Source organism: Paenibacillus sp. PL2-23 (assembly GCF_040834005.1).
Classification (GTDB): Bacteria; Bacillota; Bacilli; order Paenibacillales; family Paenibacillaceae; genus Pristimantibacillus.
In genome coordinates, this window is sequence record NZ_CP162129.1 from 2,965,198 (window position 1) to 2,987,275 (window position 22,078).

Here is a 22,078-nt window from a genome sequence, read left to right on the forward strand (position 1 = left end):
AAGCTGTGATACGATACTGATAATTTATAAGGATCGGGGTTGAAGAGGGAAATGAACTAATTTTCTTGCTGATGAGTGAGAACGGCGCTATGCAAGTTACAGCGACGGTTCTATTCGTAATGGCAAGAAAGTTGCATTTCCCATCTCTCACAATCCGTATACCCTCTTCCCGTTTCCTCGTTAGGAGACGGATTTGACGCATGGATTTGGAGCCGCAGGAAGCAACTTTCTTGCGGCTATTTCATTTTCATTTCCATGCGAGGAGTGTATTCTTAATGTCATTAATTAACGTGCAGCATTTATCCTTTGCTTACGAAGGAAGCTACGATCCCATCTTCGAAGACGTCAGCTTCCAGATGGATACGAATTGGAAGCTTGGCTTCACGGGACGCAACGGCCGTGGAAAAACAACTTTTCTGCGCTTGCTGTTGGGAGAGCTCGATGACGGCGGAGCGATAAGCGCCTCTGTCGATTTTGACTACTTTCCGTTCCCGGTCCAGAATGAACACGGCTTGACTTCTGAGGTTGTAGATGAGATTGTTCCCCATTATGAGCAATGGCAGCTTGTGCGTGAGCTTTCCCTGCTTCAAGTTGCCGAAGAAGTGTTATACCGGCCATTCCATACGTTATCTAACGGAGAACAGACGAAGGTACTGCTAGCGGCTTTGTTTCTGAAAGAGGCTAGATTCTTGTTGATCGACGAGCCCACCAACCATCTCGATATGCAGGCAAGGGAGCAAGTGAGCCAATATCTTCGCTCCAAGCGCGGTTATATTCTGGTTTCTCATGACCGTTCATTCCTCGACAATTGTGTAGATCACATTTTATCCATCAATCGGACTCATATCGACATTCAGAAGGGCAATTTCTCGGATTGGTGGGACAACAAGCAGCGTCAGGACGAATATGAGCTAGACCAGAATGCCAGGCTGAAAAAGGATATTAAACGGCTTGGGGAGGCGGCTAAGAGGACGAGTAACTGGTCTCATGAAGTAGAAAAAACAAAAAACGGCACCCTAAACTCAGGCTCCAAGGTTGATAAGGGCTATATCGGACATATGGCCGCAAAGATGATGAAACGGTCAAAATCCATCCAACAGAGACAGGAGTCCGCCATGGAGGAAAAGTCGCAGCTGCTTCACAACATCGAGAACGCTGAACGATTAAAGATTACGCAGCTAGCCTATCATAAAAACCTGCTTGCAGAGTTCGATAACGTATCGATTAGCTACGGGGATCGTAGGGTCTGCAGCCATGTCCGATTCAAAATTGAGCAAGGCGACCGAATCGCAATCTCCGGACCTAACGGTTCAGGCAAGTCCAGCGTGCTGAAGCTGCTTACAGGAGAGGCGCTCCATTATACCGGCCATTTGAGAGTGGGGAGCCAGCTCCAAATATCTTATGTTTCTCAGGACACCTCGCATCTGCATGGCAAGCTGTCGGAGTACGCAAGAATCAGCGGTATAGACGAAAGCTTGTTCAAATCGATCTTACGCAAGCTGGATTTCACCAGGACCCAATTCGAGAAGGATATCTCTTCCTTCAGCGCGGGACAGAAGAAGAAGGTGCTTATTGCAAAAAGCCTCTGTGAACGGGCACACCTTCATATCTGGGACGAACCGCTTAATTTCATTGACGTCATCTCCCGTATGCAGATCGAGGAGCTATTGCTGCAGTATAAGCCTACCATCGTGTTTGTTGAGCATGACCGCAAGTTCTGCTCCTCGATTGCGACAAAAACCATTGCGTTATAAGAAGCAAGTATAACCAAATCAAATACAACATCAAACGAAGGAGCTGCGCCATGTTTCATCAAGAAGTATATACCGGCACACGCGAACAAAATTATGAGTTGCTGATCCGTCAGCTGCACGCGCTTCTGGCTGGCGAAGCCGACAGCATCGCGAATATGGCGAACGCTTCTGCGTTGCTGAACCAATTTTTGAACGATATTAATTGGGTGGGCTTCTATATGTACCGTGATGGGGAGCTTGTGCTTGGTCCCTTCCAAGGGCTGCCGGCCTGTGTTCGCATTCCATTGTCGCGCGGTGTGTGCGGCAAAGCGGCAAGCGACCAAGCGACGGTCCGCGTAGCGAATGTACATGAGTTCCCTGGTCATATCGCATGCGATGCGGCTTCGCAATCAGAGATTGTTATTCCCCTATTGAAGGATGGCAGACTGCTTGGCGTGCTCGATATTGACAGTCCGAGCTTGAATCGATTCGACGAGACGGATCAAGCGTATCTGGAGCTGTTCGCACAAGCATTAACTGACTATTTGTCATAGTGAAGAAGAGGAGGTTGCGGCAATGAGCGACGCAACAACAAGAGTATATACAGGAGATAGCAAGGTTCTGCGGCTGTTCGAGGACATCTCCAGCATTCCACGCGCATCGGCTAATGAGAAGGCGATCAGCGACTACGTGGCGAGCTTCGCCAGACAGCGGCATTGCGAGGTCATTCAGGACGAACGACACAACCTAATCATTCGTAAGCGCGCTTCGGCTGGCTACGAGTCGGCCCCCGTGGTTATCTTCCAAGGCCACCTCGATATGGTCTGTGAGAAGAACAAGGGCACAGCCCATGATTTCTCCAAGGCCCCCATCCGCTTCAACATCCAAGGCGATATGATCTACGCGGACGGCACAACGCTGGGGGCAGATAATGGAATCGCCGTTGCGACTGCCATGGCGCTCATCGATTCACCTGAGCTGCTACATCCGGAGCTGGAGATTGTGCTGACGACGGAAGAGGAGACAAGTATGGGAGGCGCCTTCGGACTGGACGTGTCGCCGCTCAAGGGGCGGATGATGATCAACTTCGATTCAGACCGCGAAGGCATTCTGTTCGTAAGCAGCGCGGGCGGGATCAATCTGTATCATACCGTTCAGACCAGCTGGCGAGAGAGAAGAAGCGCGGACGGGACGCCTTACACGCTGAGCGTACATGGATTGATGGGCGGCCATTCCGGCGATGATATTATTCATGAGCGGGGCAACGCCAATAAGCTGCTAGGCCGCATATTGGACGATCTGCGACGGCATACGGACCTGGAGCTCTCCGGTGTAAGCGGCGGGATGAAGGCCAATGCGATTCCCCGGGAAGCGGAAGCGGCTATCTATTTGAGCCCAAGGGATAGGAGGACAGCTGACGAACGGCTTGCCGTACTGAACGCGATGTTGCGCGACGAGTTTCAAGCCAGTGACGCTGGAGTTACTGTAACGCTGCAGGAAGGATGGGACGCTGAAGGTCCCGCTGCCGCTTCCGGGGGCATGGTGCTGTCCGGCGAAGCGCAGACTGTCGTCATACGGCTGCTGGCTTTAATCCCGAACGGCGTCCTCTCCATGGATAAGGCCATTCCGAATCTGGTGCGCACTTCGTCTAATCTCGGGGTTGTCACAACCAGCGAACATGAGATTGTGCTGCAAAGCCTGACGAGAAGCTCGCTTCGATCGCAAACCGATGATGTCGTGCGAGCCATGGAGACGCTGGCCGAGGCGCTGGGCTGCGGGTTCCGACAGGATGGCTATTTCCCTGGATGGCCCTATCGTGCCGACTCCAAGCTCCGCCCCCTGTTCGAGTCCACCTATGAACAGAGCTTTGGAAGGCCGCTGGAGATTAAGGCCATTCACGCCGGACTCGAGTGCGGCGTACTGATCGAGAAGCTGCCGGAGCTTGACGCCGTCTCCTGCGGCCCGAACCTATACGAAATTCACACGCCCCAGGAGCATCTGTCCATTTCGTCTGTGGAGCGAACATGGCTGTATTTGCAGGAAGTGCTCCGTCATATAAAAGATTAAGAAGAACGGCAGTGCCGGACGCCCAGTGTCCAGCGCTGCCTTTTTCATTCCCGCGTGCTGCTTCGCAACATGATAGGATACATCATCGTCAGCAAGCAGGGGATGCCCTATGCTAGAGAAAAGAGAGGAGGCTTGATAGAGAGAAGCGGCATTAAGGGGCATTCTATGGTTCATAGGTTTATTGGCTTATTGTGGATCAATTCGAGGAGGGGAAATGATGATGAAAGCTGTATTCAAAAGATCGCTTACATTAGGGCTTGCCACGATACTGGCCAGCGCCTCGATAGTTATGCCGGCCAGCGTCGAAACCGCAAGCGCGTCGGATGCTTATGATGACCTGAGGGAGAAATACGTCGAGATGCTGACAGGAGGCACCTCGTACAACACATCGGACCCGGATATCGCAGCTAAGATATCCGTTATTACAGCAGACGCAGCCAACGCGCAGCAGACGATGATTCGAACGCCAACCCGGAACAGGCTCTGGAACGACGCCGCGTTAGGCTCTGATTCCTCAGGCATCACGTATACGTACCGTCACATTCGGGAGATGGCGCTCGCCTATCGAACCGTAGGCTCTACGCTCTACGGAGATACAAGTCTAAGAGCTGATATTATTGATGCGCTGGACTTCATGGACGACGGCCGGTATTGCGACGGCTGCTCGAAGTATCAGAATTGGTGGCATTGGGAGATCGGCGGACCGATGGCGCTCAATGACACAGTAGCGTTAATGTATGACGAGCTCACAAGCAGTCAGATTGCCAATTATATGGCTGCCATTGCTTATTATCAGCCAAGCGTCCAGATGTCGGGAGCGAACCGGATGTGGGAGGCAACCGTCATCGCGATCGAGGGCATCAACGGCAAAAACGCCGATCGTCTCACAGCCGCAAGGGATGGCATGAGCGAGTTGTTCACTTACGTTACCCAAGGCGACGGCTTCTACGTGGACGGATCATTTGTCCAGCATACTTATCTTGCTTACACAGGCGGCTACGGCGCTTCGCTTCTGACCTCCATCGTGGATATATTGTATTTGCTTGACGGGACGCCTTGGGAGGTCGTCGATCCCAATGCCTCCTTGATTTATGATTGGATCTATGATTCCTATGAGCCTCTTATCTACAACGGGAATATGATGGACATGGTGCGAGGCAGGGAAATATCCCGGCATTACGCGCAGGACAACGATACGGGCGCGCAGATGGCATCGACGATCCTGCGGCTTTCCGAATCGGCCTCGCCATCGGATTCTGCCGCCTACAAGAGCATGGTGAAGGCTTGGCTCCAGGCTGATCCGAATGGCTACTATTTCAGCCTGGCATCAATAGCTATGATTGTGAAAGGCAAGGAGCTCCTGGCAAATACGAGCATCCCGGCGAGACCGGAGCTGCTCAAGTATCAGCAGTTCGCCAGTATGGATAGAGCGGTACAGCTTCGACCCGGCTACGGCTTCGGCATAAGCATGAATTCCGACCGGTCGCAAAACTACGAGTCCATTAATTCAGAGAATCGCTACGCTGATTTCACGGGGGACGGCATGACATATCTGTACAATGCCGATATCCATCAATATAACGACAACTTCTGGCCGACCATTCATTACAACCGGCTCCCCGGCACGACAGCCCTGCAAGGCATCCGGCAAGCGGGCAACCTGCACGGGACCAGGAGCTGGGTTGGGGGAACCGACATGCTGGGGCTCTATGGCGTAACGGGCATGGAGCATAGCACAAAGCAGGACAAGGACGGGAACCCGCGCGACTTGACCGCCAAAAAATCATGGTTCATGTTCGACGACGAGATCGTTGCGCTTGGCTCGGATATTAACAGCACAGAGCTCGCCGCGACCGAAACGATTGTCGAGAACCGCAAGCTGAATGCAGCAGGCGATAACGCGTTTACGGTGAACGGCACACCTCAGTCCACAACGCTAGGCTGGTCGCAGACGCTGAGCGGCACGAATTACGCGCATCTCGCCGGGAACGTGACCGGCTCGGATATCGGCTATTATTTCCCAGGAGGCGCTACGGTGAAGGCACTTCGCGAGTCGAGAACGGATAAGTGGCATTCTCTGAATACCAACTCCAACTCCTCCCAAGTGAATTACACACATCGATACCTCAGCATGTGGTTCGATCACGGCGCTAGCCCGACGGATGCCGCTTACGCCTATGTCCTGCTTCCGAACAAGACGAGCGCTCAGACAGGAGCCTATGCTTCATCCCCGGATATTACGATTATCGAAAATTCCGAGGAGGCTCATGCCGTTAAGGAAAATGGTCTGAACATCACCGGCATCAACTTCTGGAACGATGGGGTAAAAACAGTAGGCCTCGTCACCTCGGACTCCAAGGCGTCCGTGATGATAAGAGAAAGCACGGATGAATTCGAGCTGTCCGTGTCGGATCCGACGCAGGACCATGTAGGGCATATTTATATGGAAATCAATAAAAATGCCACTCATCTGATCGCCAAGGACAATGAAGTGACGGTTCTGCAATATAGTCCGACGATTAAGCTCAAGGTCAACGTCAATCAATCCGCAGGCAAGGCGTTTAAAGTCAAGTTCGGTTTGACTGGCGCGCAGGAGCCGAATCCAGCACCGCTTCCTATTCCGAATCCATACGAAGCGGAGACGCTGCCCGTCCATCACGTGACGAAGAGCGTCGTTGTGTACAACGATAATAACGCGAGTGGACTGAAGAAGCTTGGCGTCAATCATTCCGTTGTAGGCGACAGCGTGACCTTCAGCGTGGATGTGACCCAGCCAGGCACTTATGATATCAAGCCGAGAGTATCCAAAACGACGATCAGCGGCATTCATCAGCTTTCCATTAATGGAACCAACGTCGGCACACCCTTCGACGCCTATTGGGCCTCGTCGGAGGTGTACAAGGATTATTGGCTTGGCTCCTATACCTTCCCTGCCGCGGGAAGCTATAAGTTCACCTTCACGGTGACGGGCAAAAACGCCAGCGCAACAGGGTATAGACTGTGGCTGGATATGCTGACGCTAACTCCGCGGCCTGCGGATGGCGAAATCATTGTGGACAACACAGATTATGGCTTCTACACGGACTCCAATTGGGCGACCAAGACGACGGCGGGCGGGTACTACGGACCGAACTTCCGTGATGACGGCACCTCCAGCGCGGACGCGTCCAAATGGGCGAAATGGGTGCCGAGCATTCCGGCGGCAGGAGAATATGATATCTACATGCGTTGGACCTCCGATACGAACCGACCAGACGCTGCGCCGTTGGAAATCATTTATGACGGGGGAACAGACCTGATCAAAACCGTGGATCAACGGTCGAACGGCGGCAAATGGGTGTACATCGGCACCTATCCGCTGGCCGCAGGCACCTCTAACGAGGTGAAGCTCAAGGCGAGCGACGCCGGCTTCACAATCGCGGACGCTGTCAGGTTGATCCCTTCGCCAGCAGGCGGCATCGATAGGGCTACGGGAGGAATCGTTACGGCTAGCGGCGAATTTGCGCCGAACGAAACGAAGGAGATGGCCTTCGACGATACAAACGCCAAGTGGCTGACCAAATCGTCGACGGGCTGGATTACGTATCAATTCGCGGGAGGCAGCGAATATGCCATTGGGAAATATGCCATTACATCAGGCAACGACTATTCTACCCGCGATCCCAAGGATTGGACCGTATATGGCTCGCATGACGGAGTCACCTGGACGGCACTCGATACGCAGTCGAATCAATCTTGGGCGGGGCGTAGACAGCGCAATGAATATACGCTTGCGAACGTGATCGCATACAACTATTACAAGCTGGACATTACAGCCAATCATGGCCATCCCTACACGCAGCTCACTGAAATCGAGTGGATGGATTGACGATGCATCCCATCATCTAGCCAGACAAGGACGAAGCCCCGAATCCATGGATTCGGGGCTTCTTGACGTCGTTACAGACGCGACAATCTTTCGCGAACCACCTCTTGACCTGTGGCAATCGCGCCGCTCTTCAGAGCGTTCAATACATTGCCGAGGATCATAGTCCCTGGCTGATTAGCATCCGACACTGCATCCATCAATTGGTTGCCGATGTTGTTGGCGCCGCTTCGAAGCACCGTTCTCATGAAGGCTTTGGATTCATTGTTCAGCTTCTTTACCATTTTTTTAGATTTTTTGGACATGCGTATCACCTCCTTTCCAGACGCTGGAAGCTTGTCGCGGGGGAGCGCTACTTTTTCTTTTTCGCTTTTTTATTGGAGCCGGACTTGTTCTTTTTCTGCTCCTTCTTCATGTCCTTTTGCATTTCTTTCTGCGCCCAATTGACCAGCGCTCCGCCAATGGAGCGAGCGGCATCGGCAATCATATCATTCGTAACCTCGCTCATAACCGTCTCGACAGCCGGCTTGTTAGCTACGGATTCCAGCCTCTTCTGAGCCAGCGGCAGCATCTGGGAGCCGCTGGTCTCGTTCTCCAGACGCGCCCACCAGCCCGCGGCATCCGCATTCCGCCCAATGCGGGCACACGCATCGCCCAGCTCATAGACCAGCTTCGCGTAAGCTTCCGTATCCAGCGGCCGTTCACCGCTCCAATGCTGATTCACGATGAAGGTATAATCTTCAATCGCAGTCCCCGACCGCTGGAAATATTGCTCCGGCAGATTATACGCGTTCCGTCCGCGAAGCAGCCGAACCACTCTGTCCTGCGGACTGGCCGCTACCGCTTCATCCAGCAGCTTCATGCCCATTGCTGCCGTTCTGAATTTCTCTGTCATTCCCGATTTATCCCTAGCGCTCAATACCAGCGCGCTGCCATAATAAGCCGCGATCAAGGCATGGCCGGGATGCTGCCGGTACAAGGGCTCCAGCAGCGCAATTGCCCCCACAACGGCGGCGGAATCGCCGCCAACCCCCAGGTTGTGCTGCTCAATGGCCCGCCGGAACACCCCTTCATCTACATGCGCCTGTAAGGCGCTGCTTTGGACTGTGCCAGCCGATTTGTTTTTTGTTTTTATTTTTGTTTTGCCCATGTATGCAATCCTCCTGTCTTGCTATTATCCCTTGCCCTTCAGCCCAGCTAATTGGAGCGCAGTCTGCTTAGCCATGTCCGGCTGGCCTGCACTCTCATACGCCTTGATCAGATGGCCAAGGACATCCTTGACCTCGCTTGCGGAGAGGTAGCCAGCGGAAGCGCGGTTTGTATGCAAGAGGAAGGTAAAGTCCTCAATCGCAATTCGCGCCGTCTGGAAGAACGAATCCGGCAGACGCACGCACACATTTCCTCGCAGCAGCCTTACCTCCTTGGAGCCCGCATCAAGCGCGACAGCTCTGTTCAGCGCGTCTAACCCTTCTCTCGCCAACTCATCCTTCTCCAGCAACTTAATAGTATCGCGAGCCAATAAAGCGAGCGAGCTGCCGTAATAGGCTTCGATGACCGCGTTCCCAGGCTGGGCTTGGCGGAGGGCCGCCAGCTTCTGATGCGCTTGTTGTACGGCCTTTTGATCGCCGTTCACGCCGCTGCTGTGCAGCTTCCGGATGTCCTTCAGCTGCTTTTCATAGGTGCCGTCATTTGCCAATTCGATCAACCTCCATCATCCAGAATCCAGTATCCTAGATACCTTATGAAAGCTTTTCATTCGAGGATTGGATATTCTACCAACTCTAGCGAAATTGTATGATTGTCCGAGTCAAGTCTATGAAATCTTGCATTTGTTAATAGAGATTCCAATATGGAGGCAGCGCTAAGGACAAAGGTGTCATGCCTATTACAGAGGAAGACAGGAGGGAAGGCTCTGTGAAACAGCAATCTCATAAAATGATCGTCACCATGGATGATCACATCTCTCATTTAGAAGCATTCAAATCGTTTTTCAAGCAATTGGACAATGAGGCATCCACCATCGAGAAGCTGCCGCGCGACAAAATAGAAGGCTATCAGCTCCAGGCTATTAATGCCGCGCTGGCTCATGTCTGGGAGCGGAATGCGTATTATCGCGCCAGGCTGGAGGAAGCGGGCTTCTCGAAGCCGGAGATTGCAACCCTGGATGAGCTGGCAAGCGTGCCCATGCTGACGAAGGACGCTATCAGAGGCGACAAGGAAAAAATATTATGTGTTGCGCCCAAGGATATCGGGCAGGTGCACCTGACAAGCGGCACCTCCGGCAAGCCGATCTACACCGCGTATTCGCTCGCCGATCAGTATGTATATGATTTGCTGCCGAAATATGTGGAGCTGTTCCAGGAGACGGAAGCCGACGTTGCGGCCGTCGCTTTGCCCTATGAATTCGCATTGCCTGGCCTAGGCTTCCAGCGGCTGTTCCAATTCGCGTTCGGCACGGCCGTCTTGTCGCTCGGCAAGGGCGGCTATATGGCCCCTGTGGAGAAATCGCTGGAGCTGATGAAGGAATATGGTGCTACCGTTCTCGCGACGACGCCTTCCTACGCGGCATTGCTGGCGGAGGAGAGCGAGAAATACGGCATTCGCATTGGAGAGGATATTCCGCTGAAAAAAATATATCTCACCGGCGAAGGCTGCTCCCATACGTTCCGGCAGCGGCTTGAGAAGTGGTGGGGCTGCGAGGCGTCCTTTTTCTATGGCTCGACGGAATGCGGTGTTGTCGCTGTCGAATGCAGCCAGCATAAGGGCTATCACGTGATGGAAGGACATGTCAAGGTCGAAATCGTGGAGCCGGCCACAGGACAGAAGCTGCCTTACGGCAAAACAGGAGAAATCGTCGTCACCACCTTGCTGCGGGAGGCCATGCCCATGCTTCGTTATCGATCTGGGGATATCGGCTATCTGCAGCCATCCGCCTGCTCCTGCGGGCTCACGATGGATGTGCTTCACCTCAGAGGACGGATGGAGAACATCGTATCGCTGGGCGGAGAGGATTATTCGCCGTTCATGCTGGAGCATTTCCTGATGGAGCTGCCGGAGGTCGGCATGTGGTATCACCTGAAGCCCGAGCAAGGCGGCCTGCGAATCGAAGTCGAACCGTTCCGTACAACGCTTACGGATGAGCAGCTGGCAGAGCGCGTCAGAAAGCATATGCAGGACCGGCTGGGCGTGGCATGCGTGGTAGACATCAGGCATGACATTCCGCGCACCTTCGGCAAGGCAACCCGCATTCTCATCTAGCCATAACCCTACGGATACCCAAGAATGGAGGGACAAGAAGCATGGACGGCTTGGAGTCGAAATTCCAGTCGCTAATGGCGCGACTCGCGCAATCTCCGCTATACAGAGAGAAGCTGACCGCGGAGCAATTTGCTGGCGCTAGTCTGTCGCAGCTGCGGGAGCTGCCGCTTACAACCAAAGACGATCTCCGCAGAGCGGGCACCTTCGGCCATCTCGCCGTCGAGCGGAAACGAATCGCGCAATATCACGAATCGACGGGGACCACTGGCGAGCCTTCCGCTTCGTGGTTCACGGCGGAGGATATGGTGGCGGGAGGGCAGCAGCTGGCGGCATGCGGAGTCAAGCTGAATGCGGACGATCTGGTGCTGATCCGCTTCCCGTATGCGCTTGCGCTGCCCGCTTTCCTCATGCAGCAGGCAGCCTGGCAATGCGGTGCAGGTGTCGTTCCAGCCAGCGGACGTACGGTTGTCACGTCATATCCCCGTGTGCTGGAGCTGCTGGAGCGGCTCCGCGTGACGGTTATAGCGGGACTGCCCAGGGAGATGGAGCTGCTGGCGGAGACGGCTCGGCTGCTTGGCGCGCAGCCTTCCGCTGCCTATCCCTCGCTTCGAGCCATTTGCGTTGCCGGCGAGCTTATGGGCGAGAGTAGACGGCGACATATCGAACGACTATGGGGGGTTCCCGTGTTCAATATGTACGGCTCTACGGAGACGGGCAATATTGCGGTTATGTGCGAATTCGGCAGCATGCATGTATCCCAAGAGGACTTTATCGTGGAGTCGCTTATAGAGGATGGCTCGGCCCCCGCGCCGGCTGGAGAGAGAGGCTTCGCTGCGATTACGACATTATCGCATCAGGGCTCGCCGCTCCTCCGGTATTTCAACGGCGATATTCTCACGCTCGAACCGCCTGGCTGCCCATGTGGGCGTCATACCGCCAAGCTGAAGCATTATGGCAGAGGACGGGACCGCATACGAATCGGCGCGATCGTCCTGGACGGGTATGATCTTCAGGAGGCAGTCTATACAATCGCCCCTGCTCCCGACGCCTGGTTAGCGATAGAGTTGGAGCACGGCTTGCAGATTGTGCTGGATTCTCATGCGTCGGATCAATGGGAAGCCGATGTGCTGGAGCGAACGCTAAGCAGCAAGCTCCGTGTGCCTGTGACCGTCACCATCTCGTCTGATGCCCGTCTCATGGATCGGGACGCTCTCGTGTTGAATGTCCCGTCGACCAAGCCGGTTTATATACAGAAGCGACAAAGAGAGGAGGGCTCATTATGAGCTCAGAAGGGAAGAAGGAGGGAGCGTCAAGCCGGAAGCTCCTCGTCAGCAGACTGCATAAAAGTGAGGATACCGTCATTCGCGTGAAAGGAACGGAGTTTGGCGGTGAATCGCATACGATGATCGCCGGACCGTGCTCTATCGAATCGCACGAACAGCTGCTGACTGTCGCCAAGGCGCTGAAGGAAGCAGGCGTGGAGGTGCTGCGAGGGGGCGCCTTCAAGCCCCGCACATCGCCCTATGATTTCCAGGGACTAGGCGAGCAGGGTCTTGAGCTAATGAAAGAGGTAGCGGATGAGGTTGGCATGGTGACTGTCAGCGAAATCATGATCGCGGAGCAGATCCGCAAGGCTGCGCCATATATTGATATTTTCCAGATTGGCGCGCGCAATATGCAGAATTTCGAGCTGCTGAAGGCTGTAGGCCGCAGCGGTAAGCCGGTCCTGCTGAAGCGCGGCTTATCCGCGACGCTTGAAGAGTTCGTGCTGGCGGCGGAATATATAGCTGCCAGCGGCAATGAGCAGGTGATGCTGATTGAGCGCGGCATACGAACGTTCGAGAAATGGACTCGGAATACGCTGGATATATCCGCGATTCCCATTCTGAAGCAGGAGACACATCTCCCTGTCCTTGTAGATATCACCCATTCGACGGGACGCAAGGATATTCTGCTTCCATGCGCCAAAGCCGCGCTTGCCGCAGGCGCGCACGGCATTATGGTGGAGGTGCATCCCGACCCGCCGTCGGCGTTGTCCGATGCCAAGCAGCAAATCAACGTGGAGGAGTTCCACACATTCTGGCAGGGAGTCCGTCAATCGGGCTTGTACAACGAATAGGAGGCGTCACGTGGAAGAGCTGACCATGCTGTCGTCCCGTCTCATCTTCAATATGCTTCTCGTTACGGACGGCCGAACAACGGATCTGCTGGAATCGCTGCTGGGCGAGAGCATGCATGTAACGGTAATCTCTCAGGAGCAGTGGAAGGGTGAGCAGAGTCTGGGGGAGAAGGGCTCACCTTATTATGTAAGAGAATCGGCATTGTCGGGAATGGACAGCGGCTTTGTGGTATCGCATAATATTGCGCTCGTTCACGCCACGAACGTGCCGCCGGCTTTGTTCGAGCGAATTGCACACAAGCAGGAGGGCATCGGCAAAGCAATCAGCGCTATCGGTGTGGAATCGTTCCGGAAGGTCATAGAGACCGGTTATGTGCCCGCTGCTGACGCCGTCGACCTGTTCGGACATCCCATTAGCCTTCGATTCCCCCCCTCTCAAGAGCTTGTGCCTTACAAGAAATACGTCATCTATTTCGGTTTAGTACCCGGCATCCAGCTGCTGGAGTATTACAACCCCGAGCTGGTTACGTTCCGGCTGACGAAGCCAGACCAAGCGGAATAAAGCAGCAGGAACGAGCGGAATAAAGCAGCAGGAACGAGCGGACCGCCTCCCGTGCCGGGTGGCGGTCCGCTTTCATTAATCCCTCGGTCTATGAATAAACCCCCAGCCCCGCTGCACCAACTGCTCACCAGCGTGACGCAACCCGGACTTCATCGCAGCGAACAGCTTGCCGGACGGAATATCCTCCGCGCGGTTCGCATCCAGCATAGCGTCCAGCATATGCTTGCTTGCTTCCTCCGCACCGCTCTTGACGGCTTCCGAATACTGGCTGGCGAATTCAGCGAATTCGCGCCCAATATCCTTGAACAGCTTCGACGCTTCTTCATGGTCCTTGGACAACCGCTTCACCTCCTTCCATTCCAGGGCGTATCTGTTGCCTCCTGAGCTAGGAATGGCGCTCCCGATCGGCCGCCTCCAGCCGGGCTTGCTCCGGCAAATCAGTAGGGTCAGCGTTGTCCTCGGCATCAGTACGCGCGCCAGCGTCGCCGCGGATTGTAACCGTACCGCCTTTGCCTCGTTTGCGCTTAAGATCCAGATACATATTCAGCAACGCAATAGAGACACCCGCGACAAGCACGAAGGCTACGACACCCGCTAAAGTAAGTCCCAGTATGAAGATTACGCGGTCCGTCAGCTTTAATTTTTTCAAATCCATAGCACAACTCTCACATCCTTCTTGGGCAGAGTGCTGGGACTCGCCCTAATCTAGTTGCATTTCATATAAACCAATATATGTGCGCAGCCGATTCAGCATATGGGTGCTTGGCTAGACTTGCAGTAAATCCGCTATTAGCCAGTCCGTCTCGAAGCTTGAATTTCTGTTCCCAGTCCACTACACTGGACATATCTTCCTGCTTCCCGAAACGGGATGCCGCAGGATGCCAGAAGAGGAGTGAGCCGCATTGTTTTTGCATTTTATAACGGAAGCCGAGCATAAGGCAGCATTCATGGAGCTCGCGCACCGCATCGCGAATTCGGATGGATTCATGAACCGCAACGAATGGCATTATATTCAGGGCTGGATGCTAGAGCTGGGACTTGAGAGCTGGGAGCCGCAAGCGGACGACAGCTTGTCCACCGCCGATTTGGTAGGGCACTTGAAGGACGAAAGCTTGAAGCGTATCTTTCTGGCCGAGATGCTGCTGCTCATATTCGCCGACGGAAATTACAACGACGAGGAGAAGCGAATTGCCGAAGAGATGCGGCAGCTGTTCCGCTGTGACGAAGAGACATTCGGCAAATTCCGCAGCTGGGTAGAGAGCTTGAATAAGCTGAAGGTGGAAGGCATGAAGCTGATTCTGGACGCATAACGAAGCAATGAACCGCGGAAACGCGGTTTTTTTGTTGCGAGCATGAAGCGGAATTTGAAGTTAACCCGTCTAATAGAGTGGAGGTGATCATTCCATGAAGCCGGCCGGCTTACCCGCAGCAAACTCATTTTCGAAGGATCCCGCTCAGGCGCTTGAGCAGCTGATGGATGCTTTTGGCGCCGTCATTATGCGCACCGCTTATTTCTATACAGGCGATCGGCATCTGGCGGAGGATATAAGCCAAGAGGTGTTCCTTCGCGCGTATCGCAACTGGAGGTCATTCCGTGGCAACAGCTCGGTCAAAACCTGGCTGACGGCAATCGCCGTCAATGTATGCCGCGACAAGATGGGCGTGCGCATGTTCTCCGAGAAGCCGACCGACCTTAGTCAGCTAGACCGGGGGCGGTCGATGAGCGCACAGGACGAGGCATTAGCCAAGCTTGAGAAAACCGAAGTGCTGCGCCATCTGCTTCAGCTGCCCTTGCCTTATCAGGAGGCGTTGTATCTGTATTATTATCTGGATCTCAGCACACGAGAAATCGCTGAGGCGACATCGGTTCCTGAAGGAACTGTTCGGAACAGGCTGCACCGGGCCCGCGAAGCGATGGCCCGCGAGCTGGAGAAGGAGGAAGCCAAGCATGACCGACACGGATCGTAAATTACGCGAGCATCTGCGCAAGGAGTCGGATGAAAGCTTATTCGAAGGCATGGAGCTGACAGACCGCATCAAACAACAAATCAGGCAGCAAGCTGCTGCCGAGGGAAATGGGAGGCGTTGGGAAATGAAAAAATCTTGGATCATTGGAGCTTCTGGCATTGCTGCCGCAGTTATGGTGTTTGCGGCGTTTCCACTGCTGAATCAGCCTGGCGAGCCGGTGCCGACAGAGAGACCCGTCGTCAGCGCGCCTGCAACGGACGGGGGCGCAGCGGGCTCGGAGCTGTCTCCGCTTATTACGACAAAGGCAGAAACGCTTGAGGAGGCCAAAACCTTATTCGGAGAATATCTGCGCGTACCAGCGACCTTGCCGGAAGGGTATGCGTTGACCGATATCGCCATCGTCGGCGAGCAAGGGGCATCCCCCCGAGACGTACTGATTACTTATACGTCGGGCGAGAAGTCCGTTATCTTCGCCGCAACCCGCATGGCAGGCGCGTACCCGCAAGAGATGTTCACGAAGACGAAAGTGGGCGAGAACGAGGCGTATATCTATGAGCAGCCGACGCTGACCGAGTTGTTCTGGATGGCAGAAGGCGTTCAATATTCCATAACCGGGCCACTGAACGGCGAAGAAGCGGTGCAAGCGGCCGAATCGGCGCAATAACCGGTTGACAGCCCTAAGTCGTACCGATATGATGAATACCATTGATTAAGAGCAGGGGAACGGAGCTAATGAAAGGATTGCAGCTATCGTGAAAATCATCGTAATCGGAGCGGGCATTCTTGGCGCTTCTACAGCCTATCAATTGGCTAGACGCGGAGCCGAGGTGCTCATGATCGACCGCCGCGACGCGGGTCAAGCCACAGACGCAGCCGCGGGCATTATATGTCCGTGGCTGACGCAGCGCCGGAATCAAGCCTGGTACCGGTTGGTGAAGGGGGGCGCGCGCTATTATCCGGAGCTGATCGACGAGCTGAAGCAGTGCGGCGAGACGGATACCGGCTATGCAAGGGTTGGCGCCCTGCACCTTCACCAGGATCGGGACCGAATCACAGGAATGTCGGAGCGAGCCCGTATACGCAAGGAGGATGCGCCGGAGATTGGAGACATCTCCATACTCGGCGCCGAGGAGGTCCGGCAGCAGTTCCCGTTGCTCACGGATGCCTATGAAGCCGTGCATATCAGCGGCGCGGCGAGAGTGGACGGACGCGCTTTGCGGGATTCGCTAATACGAGCCGCCCAGCGCCATGGCGCGGAATACGTCCATGGAGACGCCGTTCTATTAACCCATGGAAGCCGAGTTATAGGCGTGACGGCTAACGGCCGGGAATATGATGCCCAGCAGGCCATCGTATGCGCCGGAGCATGGGCGGGTCAACTGCTTCAGCCGCTTGGCGTTCAGCTCAGGGTCAGCTGCCAGAAGGCGCAGATTATGCATGTTCGGACAACGAACCAGACGGATACCGGCCAATGGCCGGTCGTTATGCCGCCATCCAATCATTACATGCTGGCGTTCGAGCAAGGCAGATTGGTGCTGGGCTCCACACACGAGGACGTGGCGGAAGCTTATGATACAGAGCCAACAGCTGGCGGTATGCATGAGATATTAAGCAAAAGCTTAGCGGTTGCTCCCGGCCTGGCCCAGTGCTCCTATGAGGAGACCAGGGTCGGTTTTCGTCCCTTCACGCCTGGCTTTCTGCCCGTCATAGGTGCCATTCCCGGCTGGGAGGGCCTGCTGACGGCTAACGGGCTAGGCGCATCAGGACTAACAGCGGGACCTTATCTCGGGCTGCAGCTGGCCAAGCTGGCACTGGGTCAGCCTCTTGATCTGGACCTTAGCGACTATGATATACAGACCGCTTTGGAGTAGCTCTATTCTACACAAAAATTTTAATTTATTTGACGATTGATTGTATTCAACTTTTTTCGACAAAGGAAACCCTTTATTTGGGTCGAAAGGTTTAACGACTGCGTTTCGTTCCTTTAACCCATTGAAAGGTGTGACCCAACAATCGATGCCGCTTATACAAGACTCCCTGTTTACGATTGCCTTTCAGAGCTCTCCTATAGGTATGGCGCTTGCCGACCTGGATGGACGCTGGCTGCAGGTGAATCCTGCGTTTTGTGATATGCTGGGATATGCCGAGGAAGAGCTGTTAGCATTTTCGTTCCATATGGATTCGTCCCTTCAGGAGCAGCAACGAAGCCTTGAGCGCATTAACCAGATGATTGCAGGGGAATTAAGCGTCTGCCGCCTGGAGAAAGGGTATCTGCATCGTAAGGGCCATATCGTCTGGGTTCAGCTAAGCTTAACTATCGTTAGAGATGAGCAGAGCAGGCCTCTATATTTTATTGCCCACATTCAGGACGTGTCCGCTCAGATGATCGCCGCTTATTCTACTGATATTATTAGCTACGCCGCGCCGGACGGCAGCTTGCAATATGTGTCGCCCTCCATTAAGACCGTGCTGGGACTGGAGCCTGAGGAGATGATCGGCCAAAACTCGCTTTCCTTCATCCATCCGGAGGATGCGGCAGCGCTTCAAAGCGTTTACGAGCGGGACAGCAGCGAAGAGGCGTTCATCATGACCTATCGCTCCAGGCATGCCGACGGACATTATGTCTGGCTGGAGACGACGGTTCGAACGATTCGGGACAAGACGGGCGTCACGGAGAAAATAATCGGGATTGCTCGCGATATTACAGAGCGCAAGCATGCCGAGCAGCTGATGCACGATTCCGAGAAGCTGACATTAGCCGGTCAGCTAGCTGCAGGCATCGCGCACGAGATTCGCAATCCGCTTACCGCAATCAAAGGATTTTTCCAGCTCTTGCAGTCAGGCAAGATGAAAAGGGATTATTATCAGGTTATTCAGGAGGAATTTCTGCGAATTGAGCTCATCATTAATGAGCTGCTCGTGCTGGCCAAGCCCCAGGCTGTCAGCTGCGACCGCTACGATATTGTGGCGCTCCTGGATGATGTGACGAAGCTGCTGGAGCCGCAGGCCATCCTGAATAACATCCAGCTTCAGCGGCGCTTCGAGGAAGCAGCCTTCCATATCGAATGCGACGGCAATCAAATGAAGCAGGTGTTCATTAACGTGCTCAAAAACGCCATGGAAGCTATGCCAGACGGAGGCGACATTGTGATCTCGCTGAAGCCTGTAGGCAACCTACTTCAGATCATCGTGCAAGATCAAGGCTGCGGCATAGCCAAGGAGGCTGTCAAGCGCATCGGACAGCCCTTCTTCTCCTCCAAGGAAGCAGGAACGGGGCTTGGCATGATGGTCAGCTTCAAAATTATAGAGGAGCACGGCGGCTCGATGCACATTGAGAGCGAGCTGGGCCAAGGAACATCAGTCGCTATTCTATTGCCCATGCCAAGCCGTATATGACATGAAACGTAGCCGTCCCATAGGGGCGGTTTTTCCTTTTTTTTCGGCCTAACGACCCAATTTACACCCCTCTTCCGAATAGTTATACCTATATAGACAGCTTGAGGAGGGGGACTAAGGCTATGAGAGGGACTTCTAGCAAAACATCAAACCGCCGCGTCTTGCTCAGCAGGAGGCTGGCGCTGGCGCTGGGCTTGTCTGTGGTTGCGATGGCTGCAACAGGCTGGCTCGGACTTCGCGCAATGGTTGCCGCACAGGATATATCGGAGCTGGACCGACCGCTATCGACCGCTACCATATTATATGATGATGAAGGAAACGAGGCGGTGAAGCTGTCGTTGAACGACATGGAACCCGTCAGCTTCGACCAAATTCCCGTAGCGATGATCCATGCGATTATCGCCGTGGAGGACAGACGGTTCTACGAGCATCAGGGGTTTGACGCCTGGAGCATAGGGAGGGCGCTGCTCCGGAATACAACCGCGGGACATACTGTGCAGGGCGGCAGCACCATTACCCAGCAGCTGGCCAAAAACGTATTTCTCACCCACGACCGAACATGGAAGCGCAAGTGGAGCGAGGTACTGCTAGCCAGCAAGATCGAGCAGCATTACAGCAAGGATGACATCATGGAGCTGTATCTGAACCATATTTATTTCGGCGAAGGCGCGTGGGGCATCAAGCGGGCTGCTGAGGTCTACTTCGGCAAGGAGATAGAGCAGTTGACAATCGCCGAATCTGCGCTGCTTGCCGGGCTAGTCAAGGCGCCATCCGCCCTGACTCCGTTCAAACGACCGGAGGAGGCGATTGAGCGCCGCAATGTTGTGCTGCGCCTCATGCATGAGCAGGGCTGGCTGGATGCCGCCGCTTATGAAGCTGCAGCAAATGAGCCGCTGACCCTTCGTGACGAGGGAGCGAACCCATCAGAAGGCATGCCTTACCCCTATTTCACGGACCAGGTGCTTCGAGAGGCGGCTGAGCAGTATGGGTTGACGGAGGATGAGATATGGAATGGCGGGCTCCGCATTTATACAACCTTGAGCGCTAAGATGCAGGAAGCCGCAGAGCGCGTATTCGAGAACGATGCGTTGTTCCCGGAGAGCATGGGCGATCAGCTCATCCAAGCTGCCGCGGCTATTGTGGATCCCCGAACAGGGGGTGTCAAGGCGCTGGTGGGAGGACGAGGGGAGCAGCCCTTCCGAGGCTTTAACCGTGCCGTGCAATTACGCAGGCAGCCTGGTTCCACGATGAAGCCGCTTGCCGTCTACACTCCGGCGCTTGAGAGCGGCTACCAGCCGACCAGCCGAATCCTGGACGAGCCTGTTCAATTCGGCAGCTATGCGCCGCAGAATGTCGATAAGTCGTATCACGGCCATGTAACGCTGTATGAAGCGCTTATCCATTCCTATAATATCCCTGCCGTCAAGCTGCTGAACGAAATCGGCATGGACCAGGCTATGGCTGCCGCCAGCCGCTTCGGCATTTCGCTGACAGATAAGGATCGGACGCTTGGGCTGGCATTAGGGGGCACCCATACCGGAGTGTCTCCGCTGCAGCTTGCTGAAGCGTACGGCGCGTTCGCTAATGACGGCTTGAGGCTGGACAGCTATACCATTGTCCGAATCGAATCGGCAAGCGGAGCCGTGCTGGCAGAGCGCAAGGAGGAGGACGGCACACGCGCAGCAGCCAAGGAAACCTCGGACACTTTGACCGCTATGCTGCAAGGCGTTGTGCAGTCTGGCTCGGGCACAGCAGCCGCTATTGAAGGACGAGAGGTCGCAGGCAAGACCGGCACTACAGAGATGCCGGGGCAGGGAGCCAGGGACAACTGGTTCGTGGGGTATACCCCGCAGCTGTCCGCCGCTGTATGGCTCGGTTATGACCAGCCGGACGCGCAGCACTATTTGACAACCTCCTCCAAGGCTGCCGCGCTCATCTTCAAGGAGCTGATGGGCCAAGCGTTGAAAGGACTGCCCTTCGAAGCGTTTCCTCCTGTCAGCGGCTTTCATAACGGCCAGCTGGAATGGGAGCGTTCGGATGAACGGGAGGAGGAGTGGGACGCGTTCTGGCAGCAGCTTTGGCCGGGTAAGAAGGAGCCGGACAAGGAACGGAACGATGAAGATGAGGACGAAGATAAGGAGGAGCGCAAGGAGCGCAAGCAGGAGCGGAAGAAACGGGAGGAGGAGCGCGAGAAAAAACGCGGCAAGCGCGATGATCATGATGATGACTAATCATGCTCGTGCATCTAGGGTATAATATGGAATTGAACATGACTTATGGAGCTGGAGGAATACACATGGCACAGCGATACCGAATCACACGTTCATTCCAAGAGGATACGCAGGAGCAAGAAATTCCGATTTCGTTGGAGGAATGCAAGGCGTATTTTGCTTCGAAAAGCGACTTTACTTATGCTTCCTCCTACACCGTTACGGGAAACGGGTCGACGATGACCATTGACGGCGATTTTTTCTTATGGGATCTGAATGGTCGAAGCATTCCCTTCCGCCATTATATGGGCGATCTCTATGTGGCGATATCCGATGAAGCGGTTATTCCGAAGATGATTGAGGTTGCCGCCGACTTGCGAGCGGATATGTCGGAGGGATAAGACTCGCCGCTTGCCTAAGAGCTCATGCCGCCTGCCGGTATGAGCTCTTTGCTTGCCATGCGGCTTGACCATCGCAGCGGCTAACCCGCCACCGGCTTGCCGTTGATATAATAGCTGTCCTCGCGATAGGCCTGGAACACGACCTCTACTTCCTGGACGCCCAGGCCAAGAACCGTCTTGGTGACAGCCTCCGCACACTGATTCCGTATATCTTGGCCGCGCTCGAACCAGCCGATCTCGACAAAGGCGAATACAGGATCCTGGGGACCTGCACCGAATACATCCGACGTATGCACGCAGCTCATGGTGAAATTATCTGTACCGCAGCCGCAAATCGCGGCCAGCTCCTCCGCTAATGGCGCAGCAGCCGTGCGAAGCTGGTCCGCCTCCAAGCCGCGAAACAATAAATGGGGCATAGCTGAATTCCTCCTGTTTATCTAAATGTATGTCAATCATGGAATGGTAGTAGTATAACATGTTTGAGGGCCGTTGGAACGGA

General features: G+C 54.6%; 21 protein-coding genes. 15 read left to right on the forward strand and 6 right to left on the reverse strand.

What is annotated here, in order from left to right; translation table 11 throughout:
* Positions 1-275: 275 nt before the first annotated feature.
* The 4 genes from abc-f to AB1S56_RS12905 all read left to right on the forward strand — a co-directional run bounded on the left by abc-f (position 276) and on the right by AB1S56_RS12905 (position 7,668).
* On the forward strand, positions 276-1,754 hold the full coding sequence (gene abc-f, locus AB1S56_RS12890; RefSeq protein ID WP_340871874.1) for a ribosomal protection-like ABC-F family protein: 1,479 nt from the start codon (positions 276-278) through the stop codon (positions 1,752-1,754).
* 50 nt (positions 1,755-1,804) lie between these two features.
* Positions 1,805-2,287: a GAF domain-containing protein gene (locus tag AB1S56_RS12895; RefSeq protein ID WP_340871872.1), complete on the forward strand. Its 483-nt coding sequence runs from the start codon at positions 1,805-1,807 to the stop codon at positions 2,285-2,287.
* Between the two features lie 22 nt (positions 2,288-2,309).
* Positions 2,310-3,800 (forward strand): aminoacyl-histidine dipeptidase, encoded by a 1,491-nt coding sequence (locus AB1S56_RS12900; RefSeq protein WP_340871870.1) that lies wholly within the window; start codon positions 2,310-2,312, stop codon positions 3,798-3,800.
* Between the two features lie 214 nt (positions 3,801-4,014).
* The gene (locus AB1S56_RS12905) at positions 4,015-7,668 is read left to right on the forward strand and encodes a polysaccharide lyase family 8 super-sandwich domain-containing protein (RefSeq protein WP_340871869.1); all 3,654 of its coding nucleotides are present in this window, start codon (positions 4,015-4,017) and stop codon (positions 7,666-7,668) included.
* Between the two features lie 71 nt (positions 7,669-7,739).
* Here the strand turns inward: AB1S56_RS12905 and AB1S56_RS12910 are convergent, their stop codons facing one another.
* The 3 genes from AB1S56_RS12910 to AB1S56_RS12920 are packed head-to-tail and all read right to left on the reverse strand — an operon-like array spanning position 7,740 to position 9,370.
* Positions 7,740-7,970: a hypothetical protein gene (locus AB1S56_RS12910; RefSeq protein WP_340871867.1), complete on the reverse strand. Its 231-nt coding sequence runs from the start codon at positions 7,968-7,970 to the stop codon at positions 7,740-7,742.
* Between the two features lie 47 nt (positions 7,971-8,017).
* Entirely contained in the window at positions 8,018-8,815 is a 798-nt protein-coding gene (locus tag AB1S56_RS12915) for a hypothetical protein (protein ID WP_340871866.1), read from the reverse strand.
* Positions 8,816-8,839: 24 nt separating this feature from the next.
* Positions 8,840-9,370 (reverse strand): hypothetical protein, encoded by a 531-nt coding sequence (locus AB1S56_RS12920; protein ID WP_340871865.1) that lies wholly within the window; start codon positions 9,368-9,370, stop codon positions 8,840-8,842.
* A gap of 209 nt (positions 9,371-9,579) precedes the next feature.
* On the opposite strand from AB1S56_RS12920, the gene AB1S56_RS12925 reads away from it, so the two are divergent.
* The 4 genes from AB1S56_RS12925 to AB1S56_RS12940 are packed head-to-tail and all read left to right on the forward strand — an operon-like array spanning position 9,580 to position 13,604.
* Positions 9,580-10,923, forward strand: coding sequence for an AMP-binding protein (locus tag AB1S56_RS12925; protein ID WP_340871864.1), 1,344 nt, complete (start codon positions 9,580-9,582; stop codon positions 10,921-10,923).
* Between the two features lie 41 nt (positions 10,924-10,964).
* A complete protein-coding gene (locus AB1S56_RS12930) occupies positions 10,965-12,206 on the forward strand; it encodes an AMP-binding protein (protein ID WP_340871863.1) in 1,242 nt (413 codons plus the stop codon).
* A complete protein-coding gene (locus AB1S56_RS12935; protein WP_340871861.1) occupies positions 12,203-13,042 on the forward strand; it encodes a bifunctional 3-deoxy-7-phosphoheptulonate synthase/chorismate mutase in 840 nt (279 codons plus the stop codon). Before AB1S56_RS12930 ends, AB1S56_RS12935 begins: the two co-directional genes overlap by 4 nt.
* Before the next feature lie 10 nt (positions 13,043-13,052).
* Positions 13,053-13,604: a 4-hydroxybenzoate synthetase gene (locus AB1S56_RS12940; RefSeq protein ID WP_340871860.1), complete on the forward strand. Its 552-nt coding sequence runs from the start codon at positions 13,053-13,055 to the stop codon at positions 13,602-13,604.
* A gap of 75 nt (positions 13,605-13,679) precedes the next feature.
* Here AB1S56_RS12940 and AB1S56_RS12945 read toward each other — a convergent pair whose 3' ends face one another.
* Both AB1S56_RS12945 and AB1S56_RS12950 read right to left on the reverse strand, forming a co-directional pair.
* Complete coding sequence (locus tag AB1S56_RS12945) at positions 13,680-13,943, reverse strand: hypothetical protein (RefSeq protein ID WP_340871859.1); 264 nt, start codon at positions 13,941-13,943, stop codon at positions 13,680-13,682.
* Between the two features lie 46 nt (positions 13,944-13,989).
* On the reverse strand, positions 13,990-14,259 hold the full coding sequence (locus AB1S56_RS12950) for a hypothetical protein (RefSeq protein WP_340871858.1): 270 nt from the start codon (positions 14,257-14,259) through the stop codon (positions 13,990-13,992).
* A gap of 247 nt (positions 14,260-14,506) precedes the next feature.
* On the opposite strand from AB1S56_RS12950, the gene AB1S56_RS12955 reads away from it, so the two are divergent.
* From AB1S56_RS12955 to AB1S56_RS12985, 7 genes are all read left to right on the forward strand, one after another.
* A complete protein-coding gene (locus tag AB1S56_RS12955; protein ID WP_340871856.1) occupies positions 14,507-14,914 on the forward strand; it encodes a TerB family tellurite resistance protein in 408 nt (135 codons plus the stop codon).
* Positions 14,915-15,008: 94 nt separating this feature from the next.
* On the forward strand, positions 15,009-15,572 hold the full coding sequence (locus AB1S56_RS12960) for a sigma-70 family RNA polymerase sigma factor (RefSeq protein ID WP_340871855.1): 564 nt from the start codon (positions 15,009-15,011) through the stop codon (positions 15,570-15,572).
* Positions 15,553-16,236, forward strand: a complete 684-nt coding sequence (locus AB1S56_RS12965; RefSeq protein ID WP_340871853.1) for a DUF4367 domain-containing protein — start codon at positions 15,553-15,555, stop codon at positions 16,234-16,236. The genes AB1S56_RS12960 and AB1S56_RS12965 overlap by 20 nt, the downstream gene beginning before the upstream one ends.
* An 85-nt stretch (positions 16,237-16,321) precedes the next feature.
* A complete protein-coding gene (locus AB1S56_RS12970) occupies positions 16,322-17,443 on the forward strand; it encodes an FAD-binding oxidoreductase (protein ID WP_340871921.1) in 1,122 nt (373 codons plus the stop codon).
* A 145-nt stretch (positions 17,444-17,588) separates the two neighbouring features.
* Positions 17,589-18,968: a PAS domain S-box protein gene (locus AB1S56_RS12975; RefSeq protein WP_340871851.1), complete on the forward strand. Its 1,380-nt coding sequence runs from the start codon at positions 17,589-17,591 to the stop codon at positions 18,966-18,968.
* Between the two features lie 122 nt (positions 18,969-19,090).
* Positions 19,091-21,199 carry a transglycosylase domain-containing protein gene (locus AB1S56_RS12980; RefSeq protein WP_367903359.1) on the forward strand — a complete coding sequence of 703 codons (2,109 nt, stop codon included), beginning with the start codon at positions 19,091-19,093 and terminating at the stop codon, positions 21,197-21,199.
* Between the two features lie 65 nt (positions 21,200-21,264).
* Positions 21,265-21,579, forward strand: coding sequence for a hypothetical protein (locus AB1S56_RS12985; protein WP_340871848.1), 315 nt, complete (start codon positions 21,265-21,267; stop codon positions 21,577-21,579).
* Positions 21,580-21,659: 80 nt separating this feature from the next.
* Here AB1S56_RS12985 and AB1S56_RS12990 read toward each other — a convergent pair whose 3' ends face one another.
* Positions 21,660-21,995: a DUF1904 family protein gene (locus tag AB1S56_RS12990; protein ID WP_340871847.1), complete on the reverse strand. Its 336-nt coding sequence runs from the start codon at positions 21,993-21,995 to the stop codon at positions 21,660-21,662.
* Positions 21,996-22,078: the final 83 nt, after the last annotated feature.

Bases quoted from the DNA above. Each gene is read 5' to 3' on its own strand.
- AB1S56_RS12905 (WP_340871869.1), top strand. From the start codon at position 4,015: ATGATGATGAAAGCTGTATTCAAAAGATCGCTTACATTAGGGCTTGCC.
- AB1S56_RS12915 (WP_340871866.1), bottom strand. From the start codon at position 8,815: ATGGGCAAAACAAAAATAAAAACAAAAAACAAATCGGCTGGCACAGTC.
- AB1S56_RS12950 (WP_340871858.1), bottom strand. From the start codon at position 14,259: ATGGATTTGAAAAAATTAAAGCTGACGGACCGCGTAATCTTCATACTG.
- AB1S56_RS12910 (WP_340871867.1), bottom strand. From the start codon at position 7,970: ATGTCCAAAAAATCTAAAAAAATGGTAAAGAAGCTGAACAATGAATCC.
- AB1S56_RS12965 (WP_340871853.1), top strand. From the start codon at position 15,553: ATGACCGACACGGATCGTAAATTACGCGAGCATCTGCGCAAGGAGTCG.
- AB1S56_RS12900 (WP_340871870.1), top strand. From the start codon at position 2,310: ATGAGCGACGCAACAACAAGAGTATATACAGGAGATAGCAAGGTTCTG.
- AB1S56_RS12990 (WP_340871847.1), bottom strand. From the start codon at position 21,995: ATGCCCCATTTATTGTTTCGCGGCTTGGAGGCGGACCAGCTTCGCACG.
- AB1S56_RS12975 (WP_340871851.1), top strand. From the start codon at position 17,589: ATGCCGCTTATACAAGACTCCCTGTTTACGATTGCCTTTCAGAGCTCT.
- AB1S56_RS12960 (WP_340871855.1), top strand. From the start codon at position 15,009: ATGAAGCCGGCCGGCTTACCCGCAGCAAACTCATTTTCGAAGGATCCC.
- AB1S56_RS12895 (WP_340871872.1), top strand. From the start codon at position 1,805: ATGTTTCATCAAGAAGTATATACCGGCACACGCGAACAAAATTATGAG.
- AB1S56_RS12935 (WP_340871861.1), top strand. From the start codon at position 12,203: ATGAGCTCAGAAGGGAAGAAGGAGGGAGCGTCAAGCCGGAAGCTCCTC.
- AB1S56_RS12930 (WP_340871863.1), top strand. From the start codon at position 10,965: ATGGACGGCTTGGAGTCGAAATTCCAGTCGCTAATGGCGCGACTCGCG.
- AB1S56_RS12985 (WP_340871848.1), top strand. From the start codon at position 21,265: ATGGCACAGCGATACCGAATCACACGTTCATTCCAAGAGGATACGCAG.
- AB1S56_RS12980 (WP_367903359.1), top strand. From the start codon at position 19,091: ATGAGAGGGACTTCTAGCAAAACATCAAACCGCCGCGTCTTGCTCAGC.
- abc-f (WP_340871874.1), top strand. From the start codon at position 276: ATGTCATTAATTAACGTGCAGCATTTATCCTTTGCTTACGAAGGAAGC.